Below are 17,298 nucleotides of genomic sequence, written 5' to 3' on the forward strand. Positions count from 1 at the left end.
CACCCCGCGGCGCGGTCGAACGTGCACGGCGCGGTCGAACGTGCTCAGCGCGGTCGAACCTGCTCAGCGCGGTCGAACGTGCTCAGCGCGGTAGCGCGAGGGTGACGACGGCCCAGGAGACGGGTGGAAGCGACACGGAGACGGCTCCGTCGACCATGGCCGCATCGAGAGGCCGCAGCGCGACGTGGTCCGGCTTCTCCTCCGTGTTCGCCGAGAACCGATCGCCGTCCGCCGGCGCAGAGAGGATCTCAGCCGACACGAGCGTCGCGCCGTCCGGAACGTCGACCGTCACCTGCGCCTGCGCATCCACCGACTGATTCGCGACGAACAACGCGAGCGCGCCCGTCTCCGGATCGACCGTCGCTGCGGCATCCACGAGCGGCGCACCACCGTCGGCGCCCGCGTCGACGCGCACGTCGACGACCTGCCCGACTGCGAGGGCGGCGATCCGCGCGAACGGGTAGAACGTGGTCTGACGCCAGGCCCGGCCCCCCTCCTCGCTTCGGATCGGCGCGATCACGTTCACCAGCTGGGCCTGGTTGGCGATCTTGACCCGGTCGGCGTGCCGCAGCAGCGAGTGCAGCAGAGTGCCGACCACGACAGCATCCGTGACCGAGTATTCGTCTTCGATCAGGCGTGGATGCTCGGCCCACTCGGACTCCGCGAGCGCAGCCTGGTACGCGGGATCGTTCCACCGCGTCTGGTACCAGACGTTCCACTCGTCGAGGGCCAGGTCGATGCGCTTGGCATGGCCGCCCTCCTCGCGCACCTCGTCGACGATGCGCACGACCTCCTCGATGAACGCATCGAGGCGAGTGGCGGAGGTGAGGAACTCCTGGGGGCGGCCGTCGTGCTCCTGGTAGTACGCGTGCAGCGAGAGGTAGTCGACGTGCTGGTAGGTGTGCCGGAGCACCGTGCGCTCCCACTCGCCGAAGGTTGGCATGTCCATGCCGGAGCTGCCGGCCACGACGAGTTCCAGCCGCGGGTCGACCATGCGCATGGCTTTGGCCGTCTCGGCGGCGAGCCGGCCGTACTCCTCCGCGGTCTTGTGACCGATCTGCCACGGCCCGTCCATCTCATTCCCCAGGCACCAGAGACGGATGTCGAACGGTTCCTCCGCCCCGTTCGCGCGACGCAGGTCGGAGAGCTGGGTGCCGCCCGGATGGTTCGCGTACTCCACCAGGCGGCGCGCCGCGTCGATGCCCCGGGTGCCGAGGTTGACCGCCTGCATGACCTCGACCCCGGCCCTGCGCGACCAGTCGACGAACTCGTGCAGCCCGAAGGTGTTGGGCTCGATCTCGTGCCAGGCCGCTTCGAGGCGGCGGGGCCGGTCTTCGACCGGGCCGACGGTGTCTTCCCAGTCGTAGCCGGAGACGAAGTTGCCTCCCGGGTAACGCACCACCGTCGGCCCGAGCTCACGGGTGAGGTCGAGCACGTCGCCGCGGATGCCGTCCGCATCCGCGCTCTCATGCCCCGGCTCGACGATGCCGGTGTAGACGCACCGGCCCATGTGCTCGACGAACGAGCCGAACAGGCGCCGGGGAACGTCGGAGACGACGCGGGCCGGATCGACGAGGAGACGGGCGGGGAACGGGGAGGTCATTCGAGGCCTTTCCTTCGGTGGTGCGGTCAGAAGTCGGTGTGCCCGAGATCGAGAGCGGCCACGAAGCGGATCGCGGTGGAGGCGCCCGCATCGAGTTCGAGCACGATCACCTCGTTCTCGCCCGGCGTGAGCACAGCGCCCGGCACGTACATCGTGCGTTGCGGGCCCCTGGTCCAGTATCGGCCGAGAGCGAACCCGTTCACCCACACGACGCCTTTGCCCCAGTGCGCGGTGTCGAGGAAGAGGTCGGCCGGCTCGTCGAGATGGAAGGTCCCCCGGGCGAACGCGGGACCGGCCAGCGCGGACGCGGTGAGCGCGGTCAGTGTCTCGCGCACCGGGTCGAGCGAGGTCAGGTCGATCGGCAGCACGCCCCAGCGGTTCAGCTCGGCGGCGTCGAGCCGCGCCGGGCCGATCAGACCCTTCGGCTCGCCGATGCGCGGGCCGTAGTCGACCCGACCCTGGTCTTCGACGAGCAGGGTGAGGGTTCCGCGGCTGGGTGCGAGCGTGATCGCGCGGTCGTGGTGGTCGCGATCGAGGGTTCCGATGCGTGCCCGGTTCACGAAGACGTGGGCGCGATCGCGCACCTCGGCCAGCTCGAGCACGGCCGGCTCCGGCACGTCGATCTCGGTCTGGTACAGCGCGAACCCGGTGTAGTGCCCGAGCGAGTCCATCGTGGGAAGTTCGTCGGTCCACACCCACTCGCCCAGACGATCGGCCACCGACAGCAGCGGCACGGATGCGGTGAGCGCCGCCTCGAAGACCGGTGCAGGCCCCGATACGACGGGCACCTCATCCGGAAGGTCGGTGTACCGGCCGAGCACTTCGCGGAACGCCCAGAACTTCGCCGTGGGGTTGCCGGCCTCGTCGAGCGGGGCGTCGTAGTCGTAGCTGGTGACGAGCGGCTGGTAGACGCCCTTGTCGTTGGCTCCGTTGGTGAAGCCGAAGTTGGTGCCGCCGTGGAACATGTAGAGGTTGACCGAGGCGCCGGCCGCGAGCAGCGCGTCCAGATCGGCGGCGGTCTGATCGAAGGGGGTGGTGTGGTGGTGGGCGCCCCAGTGGTCGAACCAGCCGTCCCAGAACTCCGAGCACATCAGCGGACCGGTCGGCTGGTGCTCGCGCAGGGTGGCGAGGCGTTCGCGCGATCGCGACCCGAACGAGGCGGTTTTGTGCAGCTCGGGCAGGGAGCCGTTCTCGAGCATCGCCGGTTCCGGCTGATCGACCGTGGTGAGCGGCACGACGATGCCGGACGCCCGGGTGAGGTCGGTGAGGATGCGCAGATACCCCTTGTCGTCGCCGTAGGCGCCGTACTCGTTCTCGATCTGCACGAGGATCACCGGACCGCCCTCGGTGATCTGCCGCGGGGCGACGACAGCGAGCACACGCTCGAGATAGCGGCTCACAGCGGCGACGAACTTCGGCTCGCTGCGGCGGATGCCGACCTCCGGGTCGGTGAAGAGCCAGGCAGGAAGGCCGCCATTGTCCCATTCGGCGCAGATGTAGGGCCCCGGGCGCACGATGGCGTACATGCCCTCGTCGGCGATCGTCTGCAGGAACCGGCCGAGGTCGAGGCCGCCCGACTGCTCCCACTCCCCCGCGCGCGGCTCGTGGGCGTTCCACGGGACGTAGGTCTCGATGGTATTGAGCCCCATCAGCCGCGCCTTGCGGATGCGGTCGGCCCAGTCGTCGGGATGCACCCGGAAGTAGTGGATCGCCCCCGACAGGATGCGGAACGGGCGGCCATCGAGAGCGAAGTCGTCTCCGACGATCTCGAACGTGCTCATGCGGGGAACTCCTCAAGGTGTGGTGCGGGCGCGGTGGAGCGTGGCCGGCCGGTTCGTGCCGGCCGGCCACGCTCACGCGGGTGCTACTTGCCGGTGACGGTGAACCCTTGCTGGTTCCCGTAATCGACCAGCGACTTCTGCCAGGCTTGGAGGCCGGTGTTCAGGTCGCTGCCGGCGGCGTACGACTGCCCGACCGAGTCGGCGAAGATGCTGTTCGCGTACACCTGGAACGGCAGGTACTGCCAGCCGCTCGAGACGTTCTTGGCACCGTCGACGAGCACCTCGTTGATCTTCTGCCCACCGAAGTACTCGGGGGCGGAGGCCAGGAAGTCGCTCGAGTTGAGGTCGGCCGTCGTGGAGGGGAATCCGCCGGACTCGAGGAAGACCTTGACGCTCGCCTTGCTGTTGTTCAGCCACTTCACGAAGCCGGCCGCCAGTGCCGGGTTCTTGCTCTGCTTCAGCACGACCTGGGCGCCACCACCGTTCTCGGCGTTGGCTGCGGTGCCGTCGTAGGTCGGCATCGGCGCGACGCGCCAGTCGCCGGAGGCGTCTTTCACCGAGGACTCCAGAACGCCGGGCATCCAGGCGCCCGTCACCAGGCTGGCGATCGTGCCGTTGCCGAGCGCCTTGAACCAGTCGTCGCTCCAGCCGGGGATGCTCGAGAGCAGCTTGCCCTCGACCAGCTGGTTCCAGCTGGCGGTCCACTTCTTGGTGCCCTGGTCCTGCAGGTCGATCGAGACCTTCGAACCGCTGGCCGAGAACGGGCGTCCGCCGGCCTGCCAGATCATGCTGGTGGCGAAGCCGGGGTCACCGGTGTCGCTGGTGATGTACTTGGTGGGGTCGGCCGCGTGCAGCTTCTTCGCGTCGGCGATGTACTCGTCCCAGGTGGTCGGCACGGTGAGCCCGTACTGGTCGAACACCTTCTTGTTGTAGAACAGGGCCATGGGGCCGGAGTCCTGGGGCAGACCGTAGAGCCCGCCATCGACGTTGACCGAGCCCCACGGTCCGGCGCTGTAGTCGGATTTGAGGGAGTCGAAGCCGTACGCCTTCAGATCGACGAGGGCCTTGCCGAGCGCGAACTGCGGGATGGCGTAGTACTCGACCTGGGCGACGTCCGGTGCGCCCGAGCCGGCCTTGATCGAGTTCTGCAGTTTGGTGTACTCGGTGGTGTTGGTGCCGGCGTTCACCAGGTTCACCTTCACCTTCGGGTACTCCTTTTCGAAGGCGGCGACCTGGGCCTCGGCCGACGGGGTCCACGACCAGTAGGTGATCGTTCCGCCCTTTTTGAGCGCCTCGTCGATATCGGAGGCGCTGCCTGATGCGCTGCCGCCGCCGCTGGAGCAGGCGACGAGCGAGGCGCCGAGCACCGCGGTCGCGGCGATCGTCGTGGCGATCCGCCGCAACGCGCCCCTGGATGTGCTGTTCATGGTGTTCCTTTCACTTCTTCGGGATGAGGATGGGCAGGACGCCCGGGTGGAAAGCTTCGGTCACTGCTTGACGCTTCCGGCGCTCAGGCCGGACTGCCAGTAGCGCTGCAGGAAGAGGAAGGCGATGACGATCGGAACGATCGTCAGGAGGGAGCCGGTGATCACGAGGTTGTAGATCGGCTGGGCGCCGACGCCGATGGCCTGCGCGCTCCACTGGCCGAGGCCGACGGTGAGCGGGTACCACTGCGGGTCGCTCAGCATGATCAGCGGGAGGAAGTAGTTGTTCCAGGTGGCGACGATCGCGAAGAGCAGCACAGTGACGATGCCGGGGGTGAGGAGCCGCAGCGAGATCGTGAAGAACGTGCGGAACTCGCTGGCGCCGTCCATCCGCGCCGCTTCGAGCAGTTCGGTCGGAACGGCGTCGACCGTATACGTCCAGATCAGGTACAGGCCGAACGGGCTGATGAGCGAGGGCAGGATCACCGCCCAGGGCGTGTTGGTGAGCCCCACCTGGCTGAAGAGCAGAAAGGTGGGAACGGCGAGGGCCGTTCCCGGAACGGCGACGGCGCCGAGGATGACCGCGAAGACCGCGCGCTTGCCCGGGAACTTGTATTTCGCCAGCCCGTAGCCCGCGATGGTGGCGAGCAGGGTGGCCCCGCCCGCGCCGACCACCACATAGAGCAGCGTGTTGCCGAACCACTGGACGAAGATGCCGTTGCGGTAGGTGAGCGTGTCGCCGATGTTCTTGAAGAGCGAGAACCCGTCGCCGAACCAGAGCCCGAACGACGAGAACAGGCTCGGCTGGTCTTTGGTGGCGTTGATGATCAGCCAGGCGAGCGGGATCAGCGAGTACACCACGAAGATGATCATCACGATGGTGAGCACGACCGACTTGCGCTTGCGGGGGTCGTGCCCGGCGCGGCGGATGGCCGGACGGCTCGTCGATCGGCGCTTTTCGGCCGTGGGGGCGATGGTCGCCATCAGCGGTTCTCCTGTCTGGTGCCGCGCAGCTGCACGATGTAGGCGATGACCGCGGTGATCACACCCATCACGATCGCCACGGTGGCCGCGTAGTTGAACTGCTGGCCGGCGAACGAGAGGTTGTAGGCGTACATGTTGGGGGTGAAGAAGCTGCTGATCGCGTTGGGTGCGAGCGGCTTGAGCAGATTGGGTTCGTTAAAGAGCTGGAAGCTGCCGATGATCGAGAAGATCGTGGCGATCACGATGGCGCCGCGCAGGGCCGGGATCTTGATGCTGAACACCGTGCGGAAAGCGCCGGCGCCGTCGATCTCGGCCGCCTCGTAGAGCTCACCGGGGATCGTGCGGAGCGCGGCGTAGAAGATGAGCATGTTGTAGCCCATGAACTCCCAGGTGACGATGTTGCCGATCGAGCTGAGGATCCAGTCCGGGCTGAACGGCGCGAGGTGGGTGCCCAACAGGCTGTTGACGCTCGCGGTGAGGCCGAATTGGTCGCCGTAGATGAACCCCCAGATCAGGGCGGCCACCACTCCGGGAACCGCGTACGGCAGGAAGATCGCGATGCGGAAGAACGCCGCACCGTGCAGCCGTGCGCTGTCGAGGGCGAGCGCCGCGACCAGTGAGAGGACGAGCATGATCGGAACCTGCACCACGAGGAACACCGTCACTCGGAGGAAGCCGTTCCAGAACTTCGGGTCGGTGAGCACCTGCACGTAGTTCTGCAGCCCGGCGAACACCGTGCCGCCGATGAGCTGCTCGCGGAAGAAGCTGAGGTAGAGGGCGTAGCCGACCGGAACGATGATCATGGCCACGAAGACGATCATGAACGGGGCGACGAACGCCCATCCCCGCCAGTCGCGCCGCGTTCGCCGGCGCCGGGCACCCGGGAGCGCCGCTTGTCGAACAGACGTCGTTGTCATTGCTTCTTCCTTGTCGAACCGACAGATGTTCACGTCAACATCGTTTCGGGTACCATAGCATGTTGACGTCAACATGACGCAAGTCGGGCTGACGATCTGCCACAGTGGAGAGCAGACGCACCCCAAGAAGTCGAGCCGACTCGACGGAGAGAGAACCAACGGATGACCGAGCGGACGACCGAGCAGACGCCGGTCCGCGTCGCGCGCCGAAGGCGGGGTCCGTCGCTGGGCGATGTCGCACAGCACGCCGGTGTCTCCACCCAGACCGTCTCCCGGGTCGCCAACGGCCTCACGAACGTGGAGGCGGCGACCCGCGATCGCGTCCTCGCGTCGATGCAGGCGCTCGGCTACCGCCCGAACAAGGCGGCTCGGGCCCTGCGCCTGGGCCGGTTCCGCAGCATCGGCGTGATGATGTTCACCCTCTCCTCCTACGGCAATATGCGCACACTCGACGCCATCGCGGCGGCGGCGGCCGGCGCCGGATACTCGATCACCCTGGTGCCGGTGGAGCACAACACCCAGCAGGACGTGAATGAAGCATTCACCCGGCTCCTCGACCAGGCCGTCGACGGGATCGTCATCCTCATCGAGGCGCACATCGTGGAGGAGGCGGATGTGGAACTGCCGCCCGGGCTCCCGGTGGTCGTCATCGACTCCACGCCTCGCAGCGACTATCCGCTGTTCGACACCGACCAGGGGCAGGGCGCTCGCCTCGCCACCCGCCACCTGCTCGAACTCGGGCACGAGACGGTCTGGCATCTCGCAGGGCCCGTGGCCTCGTTCTCGGCGAACCGACGCGAGGAGTCGTGGCGGAACACCCTCGACGAGGCCGGCCGCGTCGTGCCGCCGGTGCTGCGGGGCGACTGGTCCACCGCATCCGGGTACGAGCTCGGGCGCGAGATCGCCGCCCGAGACGACATCACGGCCGTGTTCGCGAGCAACGACCAGATGGCGCTCGGCGTTCTGCGGGCGCTGCACGAGGCCGGCCGGGAGATCCCCCGCGACGTCAGCGTCGTCGGCTTCGACGACATGGCCGAGTCCGACTCGTTCTGGCCGCCGCTGACCACGGTGCACCAGGACTTCGACGTCGTCGGCCGTCTCAGTCTCGAGACGCTCATCCGCGAGATCGAGTCGGGCTCGGGCGAGCCGACGATGACAGTCGTGCCGACACGCCTCGTGACCCGCAGCAGCACCGGACCCGCACCCCGCTGAGAAGGGCCGCCACTTCGCGGCGACGGCCCTCCCGACAGTCGGCAGAGGCTACTGGATGCCCTCCTTCTTCAGCTGCCACTGCTGGTTCGCGCCCCCGGCCGCGGTGCGCTGCTGAGCGGCGGCGCCGTCGGCGGTCGACGATCCGACGATCTCGAGAACCTTGCCGCTGTTCGCGTTCGTGAGCGTCCAGTATCCGCCGCTGGTCGTGGCCACCCAGTTCTGGGTGGCGTTGCCCGTCGGGCCCCACTGACCGGCCTGAACGCCGTCCGCCGTCTGCGCCCCGGGGATCTCGAGCAGCTTCCCGCTGTTGTCGTTCAGCAATTGCACACCCCCGGTGATCGGATGCACGTTCCAGATCTGCGTCGCATTGCCGGTGTCTCCCCACTGACCGGCCAGGGCACCGTCGGTGAGGGCGGCAGAGGCGATCTCCAGGTATTTCCCGCTCGCGCGGTTCACGATCCGGAACTGCGGATCGAGCGGGGTGGCCGCCTGAAACACCTGCAGCTGATCGAGTTCCGCGTAGGACGTGCCCTTCGTGAACGCGATCGTGTTGGCCCCGGCCGCGAGGGTCACGGTCTTCTGCGCCCACCCGAAGCGGCCCCAGTTCACCGTGGCCGGATAGCCGATCGTCGAAGCCGTGCCGCCGTTGACGGACACGTTGTGCGTGCTCGTCCCGCCCGTTCCGTTGTCGTAGCGCACGTTGAGCGTGTACGAACCAGCGCTGGGAACGCGAACCGTGAAGGTGACGGAGCTGGTGGCGTTGTTGATGTTGCCGACCTTGCTGCCGTTGGCCGCATTGACGTCCGTCACCAGCGACGTGTCCGAGGTGCGCGCAGCCTTCTCGGCCTCGTACTGCTGAGCGTCGAGCGGGATCGAGCCGACCCTGACGTCATTGTAGGTGGTGGTGAGGTTCTCGACGTTCGTCGCCTGGTAGAGCGTGCGGCCGTCGACGCTGGTGTCGAAGCTCTGCGCGAAGCCGGAGAAGGTTCCACCCTCGCTGTCCGTGGAGTCGTAGGTCACCGCCATCGGCAGGCGCTCCCACGGACCGGCGCCGAGGTTGTAGTTGACGTAGTAGTCCTGTCCTCCGCTGATGTTCCCGGCGGCGTCGAGACCCCACTTGGATGCGACGACGACCATGCCTTTCGGACCGCCGGTCGGAACCCACTTCACGAACGGCGACGAACCGATCCCCCGCCCGTTCGCGAGGGTGATGGGCGTGCCGATGCTGCTCGCCGGCGACCAGTCGAGGCCGTCGGGCGAGATCTTGAAGTAGACGGGGGCCGTGTTCGTGGTCTGGCTCGGCCGGTTGACCACCTCGAAGGTGGCGAGGTAGCGGCCGTCGGGCAGTTTCGTGACCGTGATCATCCCTGGCCGGTCGCTGCTGTTCGTGGGCGCCGAGACGTTGACCTCAGCGCCCCAGGTCAGACCGCCATCGGTCGAGCGGCGGTACGACACGGCCTGCAGCACGCCGGCGGCCTTCTGCCGCTCGTCGGAGAAGTAGGCAGCCAGTCCCCCGTTCCCGTCGACGGCGAGCGAGGGCTCCCACACGGTGGTCGTCGTCGAGGTGGGCGTCGGGTCGTAGGTGGCGGGCCCGCCGGTGTCGATCGTGCTGAGATACGACCAGGTGGCGCCGTGATCGGCGCTCTTGTACACCACGAGCCGGCTGCTCGAGCGGTCGGCGGGCATGATCATGCCGGAGAGGAGGATCGTGCCCGCGGGGAGATTCCCCACCTGCTGCGGCAGCTCGTAGAGGAACGGCTGCGCCGTTCGTGTCAGCGTCGGGAAGTCGGTGCTCGGAACGATGTCGGTCAGATGCGTCCAGCTGGTTCCGTCGTCGGTGCTGCGGTAGATCGGGTACACCTGTTTGCCGCCCACCAGCACCAATTGGTCGTAAGTGACGAGCTGGGTGCCGTTGGCGGAGCCGCTGGCTTTCAGCACGATGTTCTTCGCGTACGTCGTCCCCGCCGCGCGGCCGCCTTCCGGGTTGAAGGACGTTCCCGCCGCCGGCGAGTACACGAGCGAACCGTTCCCTGTCGTCACGGCCTCAGCGCCGGAGGCGACGATCGCCTGCGAGACGAACGCGACGGCCACAGCCGTCACGATGGTGGCGGCGACTCTTCGCCGACGCAAGGAACGCCGGTCCCCCGCGGTCCTCGTTGATCCGAACATGGATGTCCTCCGATCTTTCGATGGACGCCGCGGGGTTCCGCGCCGTCACGCTGTGGGGGTGAGCAGCACCTCCGACCACGAGACCGCCGGCAGCTGGATGCGCAGCGTGCCACCCTCTCGGGTCACCGTCGTGTTCTCCTGCAGGCCGACCCGCTCCGGATCGGACAGGGTGTTCGCCGCGTGGATGTCGGGGTCGCTCAGGGTGCGAGCCGTCACCGTGTACTCCCGGCCCGAAGCGACGACACCACCGATGTCGACGGTCAGCTCCGCCGTCTCTCCGATCGACCGGTTGACGGCGAACAGGGCGATCGCGCCCGTCAGCTCATCGTGGCTGGCCACGGCGTCGACCAGCGGGACGTCGCCGAACGCGTCGGTCGGGTACGTGCCGCTGGTCACGGCCACGTCGAGGGCGACCCCGGTCGCGTGCCGGGCCGTCTCCGCGAACGGGAAGAATGTCGTCTGGCGCCAGGCCGCACCGCCCGGCTCGGTCATGATCGGCGCGATCACATTGACCAGCTGAGCGAGGGAGGCGCTGGTCACCCGGTCGGCGTGCTTCAGCAGCGTGATGAGCAGGCTGCCGAACACCACCGCATCCGCGACGGAGTACTGGTCTTCGAGCAGCCGCGGCGCCACCGGCCAGTTGTCGACGCCCTCGATCTTGTCGACGTTCTCGAACCGCGTGTTGTACCAGATGTTCCACTCGTCGAACGAGATCTCGATGGTCTTGTCGCTGCCCCGCACGGCCTTCACATGGTCGGCGGTGGCGACGACGCTGCGGATGAAACGGTCCATGTCGATCCCGGAGGCGAGGAAGGCTCCCAGATCGCCCTTGTCTTCGTAGTACGCGTGGCAGGAGATGTAGTCCACCGCGTCGTACGCGTGGGTGAGCACGACGCGCTCCCACTCGGCGAACGTCGGCATCGACGAACTGGACGATCCGCAGACCACCAGCTCGAGGTCGGGGTCGAAGGCTTTCATCGCCCGCGCGGTCTGCGCAGCCAGTTTGCCGTAGTCGTCGGCCGACCGGTGACCGAGCTGCCACGGCCCGTCCATCTCGTTGCCGAGACACCAGATGCGCACGTCGAACGGCTCACTGCGCCCATTCGCGGCGCGACGGTCCGAGAGGGTCGTCCCGCCGGCCAGGTTGGCGTACTCGAGGAGGTCCAGGGCCTCGGGAGTCCCGCGCGTGCCGAGGTTGACCGCGAGCATCAATTCGCTGTCCACCGCGTCGAGCCAGTTCTGGAACTCGTGCAGACCGATCTCGTTCGTCTCGGTCGAATGCCAGGCCAGATCGAGGCGGCGGGGGCGCTCCGAGCGCGGGCCGACGCTGTCTTCCCACTTGAACCCGGAGACGAAGTTGCCGCCAGGGTAGCGAATGGCCGTGACGCCGAGCTCCTTCACGAGCTCGATCACGTCGGTGCGGAACCCGTCGGCGTTCGCGAGCGGATGCCCGGGTTCGTAAATGCCGTCGTAGACGGCCCGGCCCAGGTGTTCGATGAACGACCCGAACAGGCGCGGGTTGATCGCGCCGATCGTGGCGGCCGGGTTGACGGTGAGATGTGCGGTGTTCATACGTTTTTCCGTTGGTTGGCGGCGGACGGTCGGCGGGAAGACAGGGCGTGCTCCCGGTAGCGGGCGGCGACCGGGTTCTCGACCCGGAGCAGGCCGTTGTCGCTCTCCACCAGGTCGTAGAGGCCCATGGTGAGGAGGTGGTCGTGACGCGGGTTGTCGGTGTGACGCCAGGTCCACTCGTACATGTCGAACAGCGGCCACCAGGTGTAACCGACGATGGGGACGCCGTCGGCGCGCATCCGCTCGATGAGCACGACGGAGGCGTCGAGCCAGTCGATGCGCTCGGCGGCGGAGCCGGTCACACAGGTTTCGGTGAGCATGACCGGTGCGCCGTAACGGTCGGCGTAGGTCTGCAGGGCGTCGCGCAGCCCCTCGGCGCCGCGGTCGACGGACGGGCGAGGGTCGGCGAACCCGCCCGAATGGTGAACCCCGGCCTCGAAGAGCTCGGTCGAGTGGCGCGGGTAGTAGTTGACGCCCATCACATCCGGCTGCACGGCGTTCCGGCGGAACCACTCCAGGTCGTCGTCCCCCACCCCGGTGCGTCGCAGCGAGGCGACGAGCGGGTGCCCGTCGCCGACCCGGCCGGTGACCAGGTCTTCGACGAGGTGCACCTGATGGGTCAGCCGCTCTGCCTCGGCGGCGTGCTCGGGCGCGTCGACGGCGCCGACGAACTTCATCGCAGCGTCGACATGCACGAACGAGGCCTGCGGCAGCAGTGCGGCGATGGCGCGTTGCGAGCGCACGAACCCCTTCGCCAGGTTCGTCGCGATGGTCGTGAACCCCTGCGCTCCCGTCAGGTAGGGCGGCCAGTAGCCGTACTCGCCCGAGAAGAGCGCGTGGATCACGGGCTCGTTCACCGGTGTGTAGTCGGTCGCGACCTCGCCGAACCGTTCGGCGAAGCGGGCCGCGTACTCCTCGACATGCTGCGGATAGTCGGGATGCGCGAACTGCCCGTCGAGCCAGGTGGGCGTTCCGTAGTGCAGGAGGTCGACGATCGGCTTCAGCCCAGCATCGTGCATGCTCGCAACCGCCCGATCCACCCACGACCAGTCCCAGTGGCCGCGCTCGGGCGTCACCCGGTACCAGGGCACACCCCAGCGGAGCAGGTCGGCGCCGACGGAGGCCCCGAGACGGAAATCGGCGTCGAACTGCTCGTAGTGGTCGGTGAGCTCGTACTCGTCGATCGGGCGCTCGCCCTCGCGAGCCTGGGGCACGAAAGTGTCTTCGATACCCAGCGCGAAGTGCAGACGGCCATCTTCGAACCAGCGGGCGGGGGTCTCGGTCATCGTCGTCATTTCAGTCCGGTGGTGGCGACGCTCTCGATGAAGCGGCGCTGCATGATGAGGAACATGATCGCCAGCGGCAGCACGGCGATCAGCGAGCCGGCCATCATGGTGCCGTAGGGGATGATCCCGCTCGGCCCGGTGAGCAGCGTGAGCCCCGAGGTGATCGTGCCCATATCGGGGCTCGTCGTGAACACGAGGGGCCACAGCAGGTCGTTCCAGTTGTTCACGAAGGTGAAGATCGCCAGAGTGAGGAGCGCGGGCAGGGCGTTCGGCAGAACGACACTGCGGAAGACCCGGAATTCGCTCGCGCCGTCGATGCGGGCCGCATTGTCGAGGTCACGGGGCAGCGCCACGAAGAACTGGCGCAGGAAGAAGATCCCGAAGGCGTCCGCCGCGCGCGGGATGATCAGCCCGGCGAATGTGTTCACCCACCCGAGGTTCCCCACGAGCTGGTAGATCGGGATCAGAGTGGCCTGGAACGGGATCATCAGGCTGGCGACGATCACGATGAGCAGCACCTTGTTACCGCGGAAGTCGAGCCGCGCCAGCGCGTAGGCCGCGAGCGAGTCGAAGACCAGCGCACAGATCGTGACACCGCCGGCGAAGAGGAAGCTGTTGAGGAACAGCCGCGCGAACGGCAGATCGTTGAAGATCTTGACGAAGTTGTCGAGCGTCCAGGCGCCGGGCGCCAGCGTCGGCGGGTAGGCATTGATCTCGGCGGCGGGTTTGAACGCGGTGAACACGATCACGATCACCGGCAGCAGCACGATCAGGGCGAGCACCAGCACCGCGGCGAACAGCAGCCAGCGGGAGGCTCGGCTGCCGAGCTGCGGGCGGCGGCGGCCTGCCGTGGCGACCGGGGCGGAGGGAACGGTGGTGGTCATCAGCTCAGGTCTTTCTCACGACGGCCGAAGAAGCGGAATTGGACGAGGCTGAGGATGAGCGTCGCCAGCAGCAGCACATAGGAGAGGGCCGAGGCGAGACCGAGGTCGAGCTTCTTGAAGCCCTCCTGGTAGATCTCCATCACGACGGTCTGCGTCGAGCGGTACGGCCCACCGCCGGTCATCACGTAAATCTGATCGAACGCCTGCAGCGCTGCGATCATCGCGAAGATCACGACGAACGCCAGGGTGTTGCTCAGCTGTGGCAGTGTCACGTGCAGGAAGCGCTTCCAGGCTCCCGCCCCGTCGAGCCGCGCCGCCTCGTAGAGGCTGACCGGGATCTCCTGCAGTCCGGCAATGAAGATCACCATGTAGAAGCCGAAGCTCTTCCAGACGGCGACGAGCACGACCGTCGGCATCGCGAGCACCGGATCCTGCAGCACATTGCCGAGCTGGATGCCGACCGAGCGCAGCCAGTAGTTGAGCAGTCCCACCTGCGGGTCGAGAAGATACGACCAGGCGAAAGCGGCGACCGCGAGCGAGACGATGAACGGGATGAACAGGGCCGTGCGGAAGAATCCCCGGGCGGCCAAGCGCGGATTATTGAGCAGCAGAGCGAGCGCCAGGGCACCCACCAAGGCCGTCGGGGTGAACAGCACCGCGTAGAGCGCGGTCGTGCCCAGCGTGCCGAGGATGCGCGGGTCGGTGAAGATCTGCACGTAGTTGTCGAGACCCACCCACTCTTCCGGGCCGAAGCCGCTGCTGTTCGTGAACGACAGCCGCAGCGCCGAGAGCATCGGCCAGGCCACGAACGCGGTGAGGATCACCAGCGCCGGGAGCAGGAAGAACAGGGCGATCCTCGCCGAGCCTCGGCGGGTGCGGATCGGTCCGCGCCCGCCGAGCGGGGCGGGTGGCCGATAGGCCTTCCGCGGGGGTCTCAGAGCAGTCGTCATCGCATGTCTTTCGGGGGTGTGGTGGCCGCCCTCGGTGAGGGGGCGGCCACCGGTTCGGTTCGGTGTTACTTGCCGTCCAGCGCCTGCTGGACCTGGCCTGAGGCGGTCTTCAGCAACGCGGACGCGTCGCCTCCGGCCAGCGATTTCTGCGTCGCCTCATCGACGGCCGACAGCACGTCGACGCTGTTCGCGACGCCGGGGAGCAGCGGCCGAGCCGTGCCGGAGATCGCGGTGAGCGCGGCGACGACCGGGTTCTCCGCGACGGCGGACGCCGGGATGTCGGTGCGCAGGGGCGGCCAGCCGGAGCCGAGCGACCACTTCGTGGCGACCTCTTTGGTGAAGAAGTACGTGAAGAACTTCTCCGCCGCGGCCTTCTTGGCCGAGTCGGCCTGGGCGGTGACCGCGGCACTGATTCCGATGGCCGAGGCGGCCTGGCCCTTCGGGCCGGCGGGGATGCCGGCGATGCCGTAGTCGATCTTGTTCTCGGTCGCGACGCCGGCCATCCAGGGCCCACCGATCTCCATCGCTGCCTTACCCGAGCTGAACAGTTTGTCGGAGCCGACGCCGTCGAGCCCGGTGGGCGAAATGTGGCCGTTGATGACCGCATCCGACCAGAACTTCAGGGTCTGCGCGTTCTCGGTCGAGTCGAGCGCCGACGTGCCGTTTTTCACCAGCTCGCCGCCATTGCCGTAGAACAGGCTGGCCCAGACACCGTTGCCGACCGTGGCGTGGTCTGGCAGGGCGAGACCGTACTGCTCGGGCGTGCCGTCGCCGTTCTCGTCGATCGTCAGCTTCTTCGCGTCGGCGACCCACTCGTCCCAGGTCTTCGGGAACTCGGTGATCCCGGCCTTGGCGAACAGGCCCTTGTTGTAGATCACCGAGAGGGGGACGAAGCCGGTCGGGACACCGTAGTAGGAGCCGTCGACCTTCTCCATCTCGACCGCGCGCGGATTCAGCGAGGCCTGTTTCGTGGCGTCGCTCGCGTAGAAGTCGTCCAGCTTGGCGAATGCGCCCTTGGCGGCGTAGACGGGGAGGTTCTCGGCCGGGAGAGCGACGATGTCGGGCCCCTTCTTGGCGGAGAGGGCCGGGAGCAGTGTGTCGCCGATGACCGCCCAGGTCTTGGTGGTGGTCTTGATCGTGATCTGCTTCTGCGACTTGTTGAAGTCGTCGACGATCGTGTCGAGCACCTTGCCGTCGGCCTCGGTGTAGCCGTGCCAGAACGTGAGATCGATGTGGTCGGAGGAGGAGCTGCCTCCTGAGGCCGAGCAGCCGGTCAATGCGGCGGCCGCGCCGGCGACGACCGCGAGGGTCGCTATGAGCTTCTTCATTGAATGCCTCTCTGGGGGATCGACGCCGACGTCGATCTATACGGGTTTCCAACGTTGTAATTCCAACGTTGTACATGATTATAAGAACAAGCCGATCCCACTGTCAACGACCGTTACGGACGTGTGATCAACGCGGGCGCCGGCGTGGATTCGCGCGCGATCAGGGTGAACGGCACATCCAGGCTGCGTGGCGGCCCGACCGTGTGGTCGCGGTCGCCGATCCGCTCGATCAGGGCGGTCAGGGCCTTCTCGGCGATGTCGGCGCGACCCGGATCGATCGTGCTCAGGCTCGGCATCGCGAATTGACTCTCGACGAGATTGTCGAAGCCCATGACCGCGACATCTTCGGGGATGCGCACATTCTCCTGATTGAGCACGCGCAACGCTCCCAGAGCGAGCTCGTCGTTCAGGGCGAAGATCGCGTCGAAGCGCACGCCGCGCTCCCGCAGCTCGAGCGTCGCCGCCGCTCCGTCGGTGCGGTGCCAGCCCTGCCGGAAAACGACGAGCTCGGGCGAAAACGGGATGCCGTTCTGCTCGAGTGCATTGCGATACCCGGCCAGCCGAAGCGCGGCCGACCCGACGGACTCGTTCTCGTGCGCTCCGAGTACGGCGATCGACCGCCGACCCGAACGGATCAGGTACTCGGTGGCCGCGAAGGCACCGTTGACGTTCTGCATGGCGACGTGATCGGTCGGCCCGTCGAAGACCCGCTCGCCGAGCAGGACCAGCGGATAGTTCACGTCGAGGAAGTGCGCGTCGTCCGTCGACATGCCGAGCGGCGAGAACAGCAGCCCATCGAGCATGGACAACCGCGGCCCCCGCAACAGTTCGAGCTCGGCCTCGCGGTCGCCGCCGGTCTGCTCGATGAGCACCACGTAATCGCGGCGGCGGGCCGCCTCGAGCACCGCATCCGCGAGCTCGGCGAAATAGCTGAAGCTGAGCTCAGGAACGGCCAGCCCGATGACCCCGGTACGGCCGGCGCGCAGATTGCGGGCGGCGAGATTCGGCTGATATCCCAGCTCTTCGATCGCAGCGAGTACCCGGGCGCGGGTCGAATCCTTGACGAACTCGTAGCCGTTGACGACGTTGGAAACCGTCTTGACCGAGACGCCCGACAACTCGGCAACGTCGCGCAGAGTCGCCGACATCGGGATCTCCCTTCCGTTGCAGTCATCCTAGGGTGTGATC

The 17,298-nt window shown here is 67.4% G+C and carries 13 protein-coding genes; 1 reads left to right on the plus strand and 12 read right to left on the minus strand.

Going from position 1 to position 17,298, the window contains the following annotated elements; translation table 11 throughout:
- Positions 1-82 precede the first annotated feature (82 nt).
- The 5 genes from arfA (K5L49_RS07120) to K5L49_RS07140 all read right to left on the minus strand — a co-directional run bounded on the left by arfA (K5L49_RS07120) (position 83) and on the right by K5L49_RS07140 (position 6,709).
- Entirely contained in the window at positions 83-1,603 is a 1,521-nt protein-coding gene (arfA, locus tag K5L49_RS07120) for an arabinosylfuranosidase ArfA (RefSeq protein ID WP_223691498.1), read from the minus strand.
- A gap of 26 nt (positions 1,604-1,629) precedes the next feature.
- Positions 1,630-3,384, minus strand: coding sequence for a glycoside hydrolase family 35 protein (locus tag K5L49_RS07125; RefSeq protein WP_223691500.1), 1,755 nt, complete (start codon positions 3,382-3,384; stop codon positions 1,630-1,632).
- An 83-nt stretch (positions 3,385-3,467) separates the two neighbouring features.
- Positions 3,468-4,811: an ABC transporter substrate-binding protein gene (locus K5L49_RS07130; RefSeq protein ID WP_223691502.1), complete on the minus strand. Its 1,344-nt coding sequence runs from the start codon at positions 4,809-4,811 to the stop codon at positions 3,468-3,470.
- Positions 4,812-4,871: 60 nt separating this feature from the next.
- Entirely contained in the window at positions 4,872-5,792 is a 921-nt protein-coding gene (locus K5L49_RS07135) for a carbohydrate ABC transporter permease (protein ID WP_223691503.1), read from the minus strand.
- Entirely contained in the window at positions 5,792-6,709 is a 918-nt protein-coding gene (locus K5L49_RS07140) for a carbohydrate ABC transporter permease (RefSeq protein ID WP_223691505.1), read from the minus strand. The genes K5L49_RS07135 and K5L49_RS07140 overlap by 1 nt, the downstream gene beginning before the upstream one ends.
- 162 nt (positions 6,710-6,871) lie before the next feature.
- Here K5L49_RS07140 and K5L49_RS07145 point away from each other — a divergent pair, with 162 nt between their 5' ends.
- Positions 6,872-7,921 carry a LacI family DNA-binding transcriptional regulator gene (locus K5L49_RS07145; protein ID WP_223691507.1) on the plus strand — a complete coding sequence of 350 codons (1,050 nt, stop codon included), beginning with the start codon at positions 6,872-6,874 and terminating at the stop codon, positions 7,919-7,921.
- Positions 7,922-7,969: 48 nt separating this feature from the next.
- On the opposite strand, the gene K5L49_RS07150 is transcribed toward K5L49_RS07145, so the two are convergent.
- The 7 genes from K5L49_RS07150 to K5L49_RS07180 form a co-directional block, all read right to left on the minus strand.
- The gene (locus K5L49_RS07150) at positions 7,970-10,021 is read right to left on the minus strand and encodes an RICIN domain-containing protein (RefSeq protein WP_223691509.1); all 2,052 of its coding nucleotides are present in this window, start codon (positions 10,019-10,021) and stop codon (positions 7,970-7,972) included.
- A 114-nt stretch (positions 10,022-10,135) separates the two neighbouring features.
- On the minus strand, positions 10,136-11,662 hold the full coding sequence (gene arfA, locus K5L49_RS07155; protein WP_223691510.1) for an arabinosylfuranosidase ArfA: 1,527 nt from the start codon (positions 11,660-11,662) through the stop codon (positions 10,136-10,138).
- Positions 11,659-12,948 (minus strand): family 1 glycosylhydrolase, encoded by a 1,290-nt coding sequence (locus K5L49_RS07160; RefSeq protein WP_223691511.1) that lies wholly within the window; start codon positions 12,946-12,948, stop codon positions 11,659-11,661. Before K5L49_RS07160 ends, arfA (K5L49_RS07155) begins: the two co-directional genes overlap by 4 nt.
- A 5-nt stretch (positions 12,949-12,953) precedes the next feature.
- The gene (locus K5L49_RS07165; RefSeq protein WP_223691512.1) at positions 12,954-13,832 is read right to left on the minus strand and encodes a carbohydrate ABC transporter permease; all 879 of its coding nucleotides are present in this window, start codon (positions 13,830-13,832) and stop codon (positions 12,954-12,956) included.
- Positions 13,832-14,782 carry a carbohydrate ABC transporter permease gene (locus tag K5L49_RS07170; RefSeq protein ID WP_223691513.1) on the minus strand — a complete coding sequence of 317 codons (951 nt, stop codon included), beginning with the start codon at positions 14,780-14,782 and terminating at the stop codon, positions 13,832-13,834. Before K5L49_RS07170 ends, K5L49_RS07165 begins: the two co-directional genes overlap by 1 nt.
- A gap of 65 nt (positions 14,783-14,847) precedes the next feature.
- A complete protein-coding gene (locus K5L49_RS07175) occupies positions 14,848-16,110 on the minus strand; it encodes an ABC transporter substrate-binding protein (RefSeq protein ID WP_223691514.1) in 1,263 nt (420 codons plus the stop codon).
- A gap of 113 nt (positions 16,111-16,223) precedes the next feature.
- Positions 16,224-17,258, minus strand: coding sequence for a LacI family DNA-binding transcriptional regulator (locus K5L49_RS07180; protein WP_223691515.1), 1,035 nt, complete (start codon positions 17,256-17,258; stop codon positions 16,224-16,226).
- Positions 17,259-17,298 lie beyond the last annotated feature (40 nt).

It is taken from the genome of Leifsonia poae (assembly GCF_020009625.1).
In the GTDB taxonomy this organism is placed as follows: Bacteria; Actinomycetota; Actinomycetes; order Actinomycetales; family Microbacteriaceae; genus Leifsonia; species Leifsonia poae_A.

Excerpts from the sequence above, each read along its gene's own strand:
- arfA (WP_223691510.1), bottom strand. The coding sequence starts at position 11,662 with ATGAACACCGCACATCTCACCGTCAACCCGGCCGCCACGATCGGCGCG.
- K5L49_RS07175 (WP_223691514.1), bottom strand. The coding sequence starts at position 16,110 with ATGAAGAAGCTCATAGCGACCCTCGCGGTCGTCGCCGGCGCGGCCGCC.
- K5L49_RS07160 (WP_223691511.1), bottom strand. The coding sequence starts at position 12,948 with ATGACCGAGACCCCCGCCCGCTGGTTCGAAGATGGCCGTCTGCACTTC.
- K5L49_RS07140 (WP_223691505.1), bottom strand. The coding sequence starts at position 6,709 with ATGACAACGACGTCTGTTCGACAAGCGGCGCTCCCGGGTGCCCGGCGC.
- arfA (WP_223691498.1), bottom strand. The coding sequence starts at position 1,603 with ATGACCTCCCCGTTCCCCGCCCGTCTCCTCGTCGATCCGGCCCGCGTC.
- K5L49_RS07135 (WP_223691503.1), bottom strand. The coding sequence starts at position 5,792 with ATGGCGACCATCGCCCCCACGGCCGAAAAGCGCCGATCGACGAGCCGT.
- K5L49_RS07145 (WP_223691507.1), top strand. The coding sequence starts at position 6,872 with ATGACCGAGCGGACGACCGAGCAGACGCCGGTCCGCGTCGCGCGCCGA.
- K5L49_RS07130 (WP_223691502.1), bottom strand. The coding sequence starts at position 4,811 with ATGAACAGCACATCCAGGGGCGCGTTGCGGCGGATCGCCACGACGATC.
- K5L49_RS07125 (WP_223691500.1), bottom strand. The coding sequence starts at position 3,384 with ATGAGCACGTTCGAGATCGTCGGAGACGACTTCGCTCTCGATGGCCGC.
- K5L49_RS07180 (WP_223691515.1), bottom strand. The coding sequence starts at position 17,258 with ATGTCGGCGACTCTGCGCGACGTTGCCGAGTTGTCGGGCGTCTCGGTC.
- K5L49_RS07170 (WP_223691513.1), bottom strand. The coding sequence starts at position 14,782 with ATGACGACTGCTCTGAGACCCCCGCGGAAGGCCTATCGGCCACCCGCC.
- K5L49_RS07165 (WP_223691512.1), bottom strand. The coding sequence starts at position 13,832 with ATGACCACCACCGTTCCCTCCGCCCCGGTCGCCACGGCAGGCCGCCGC.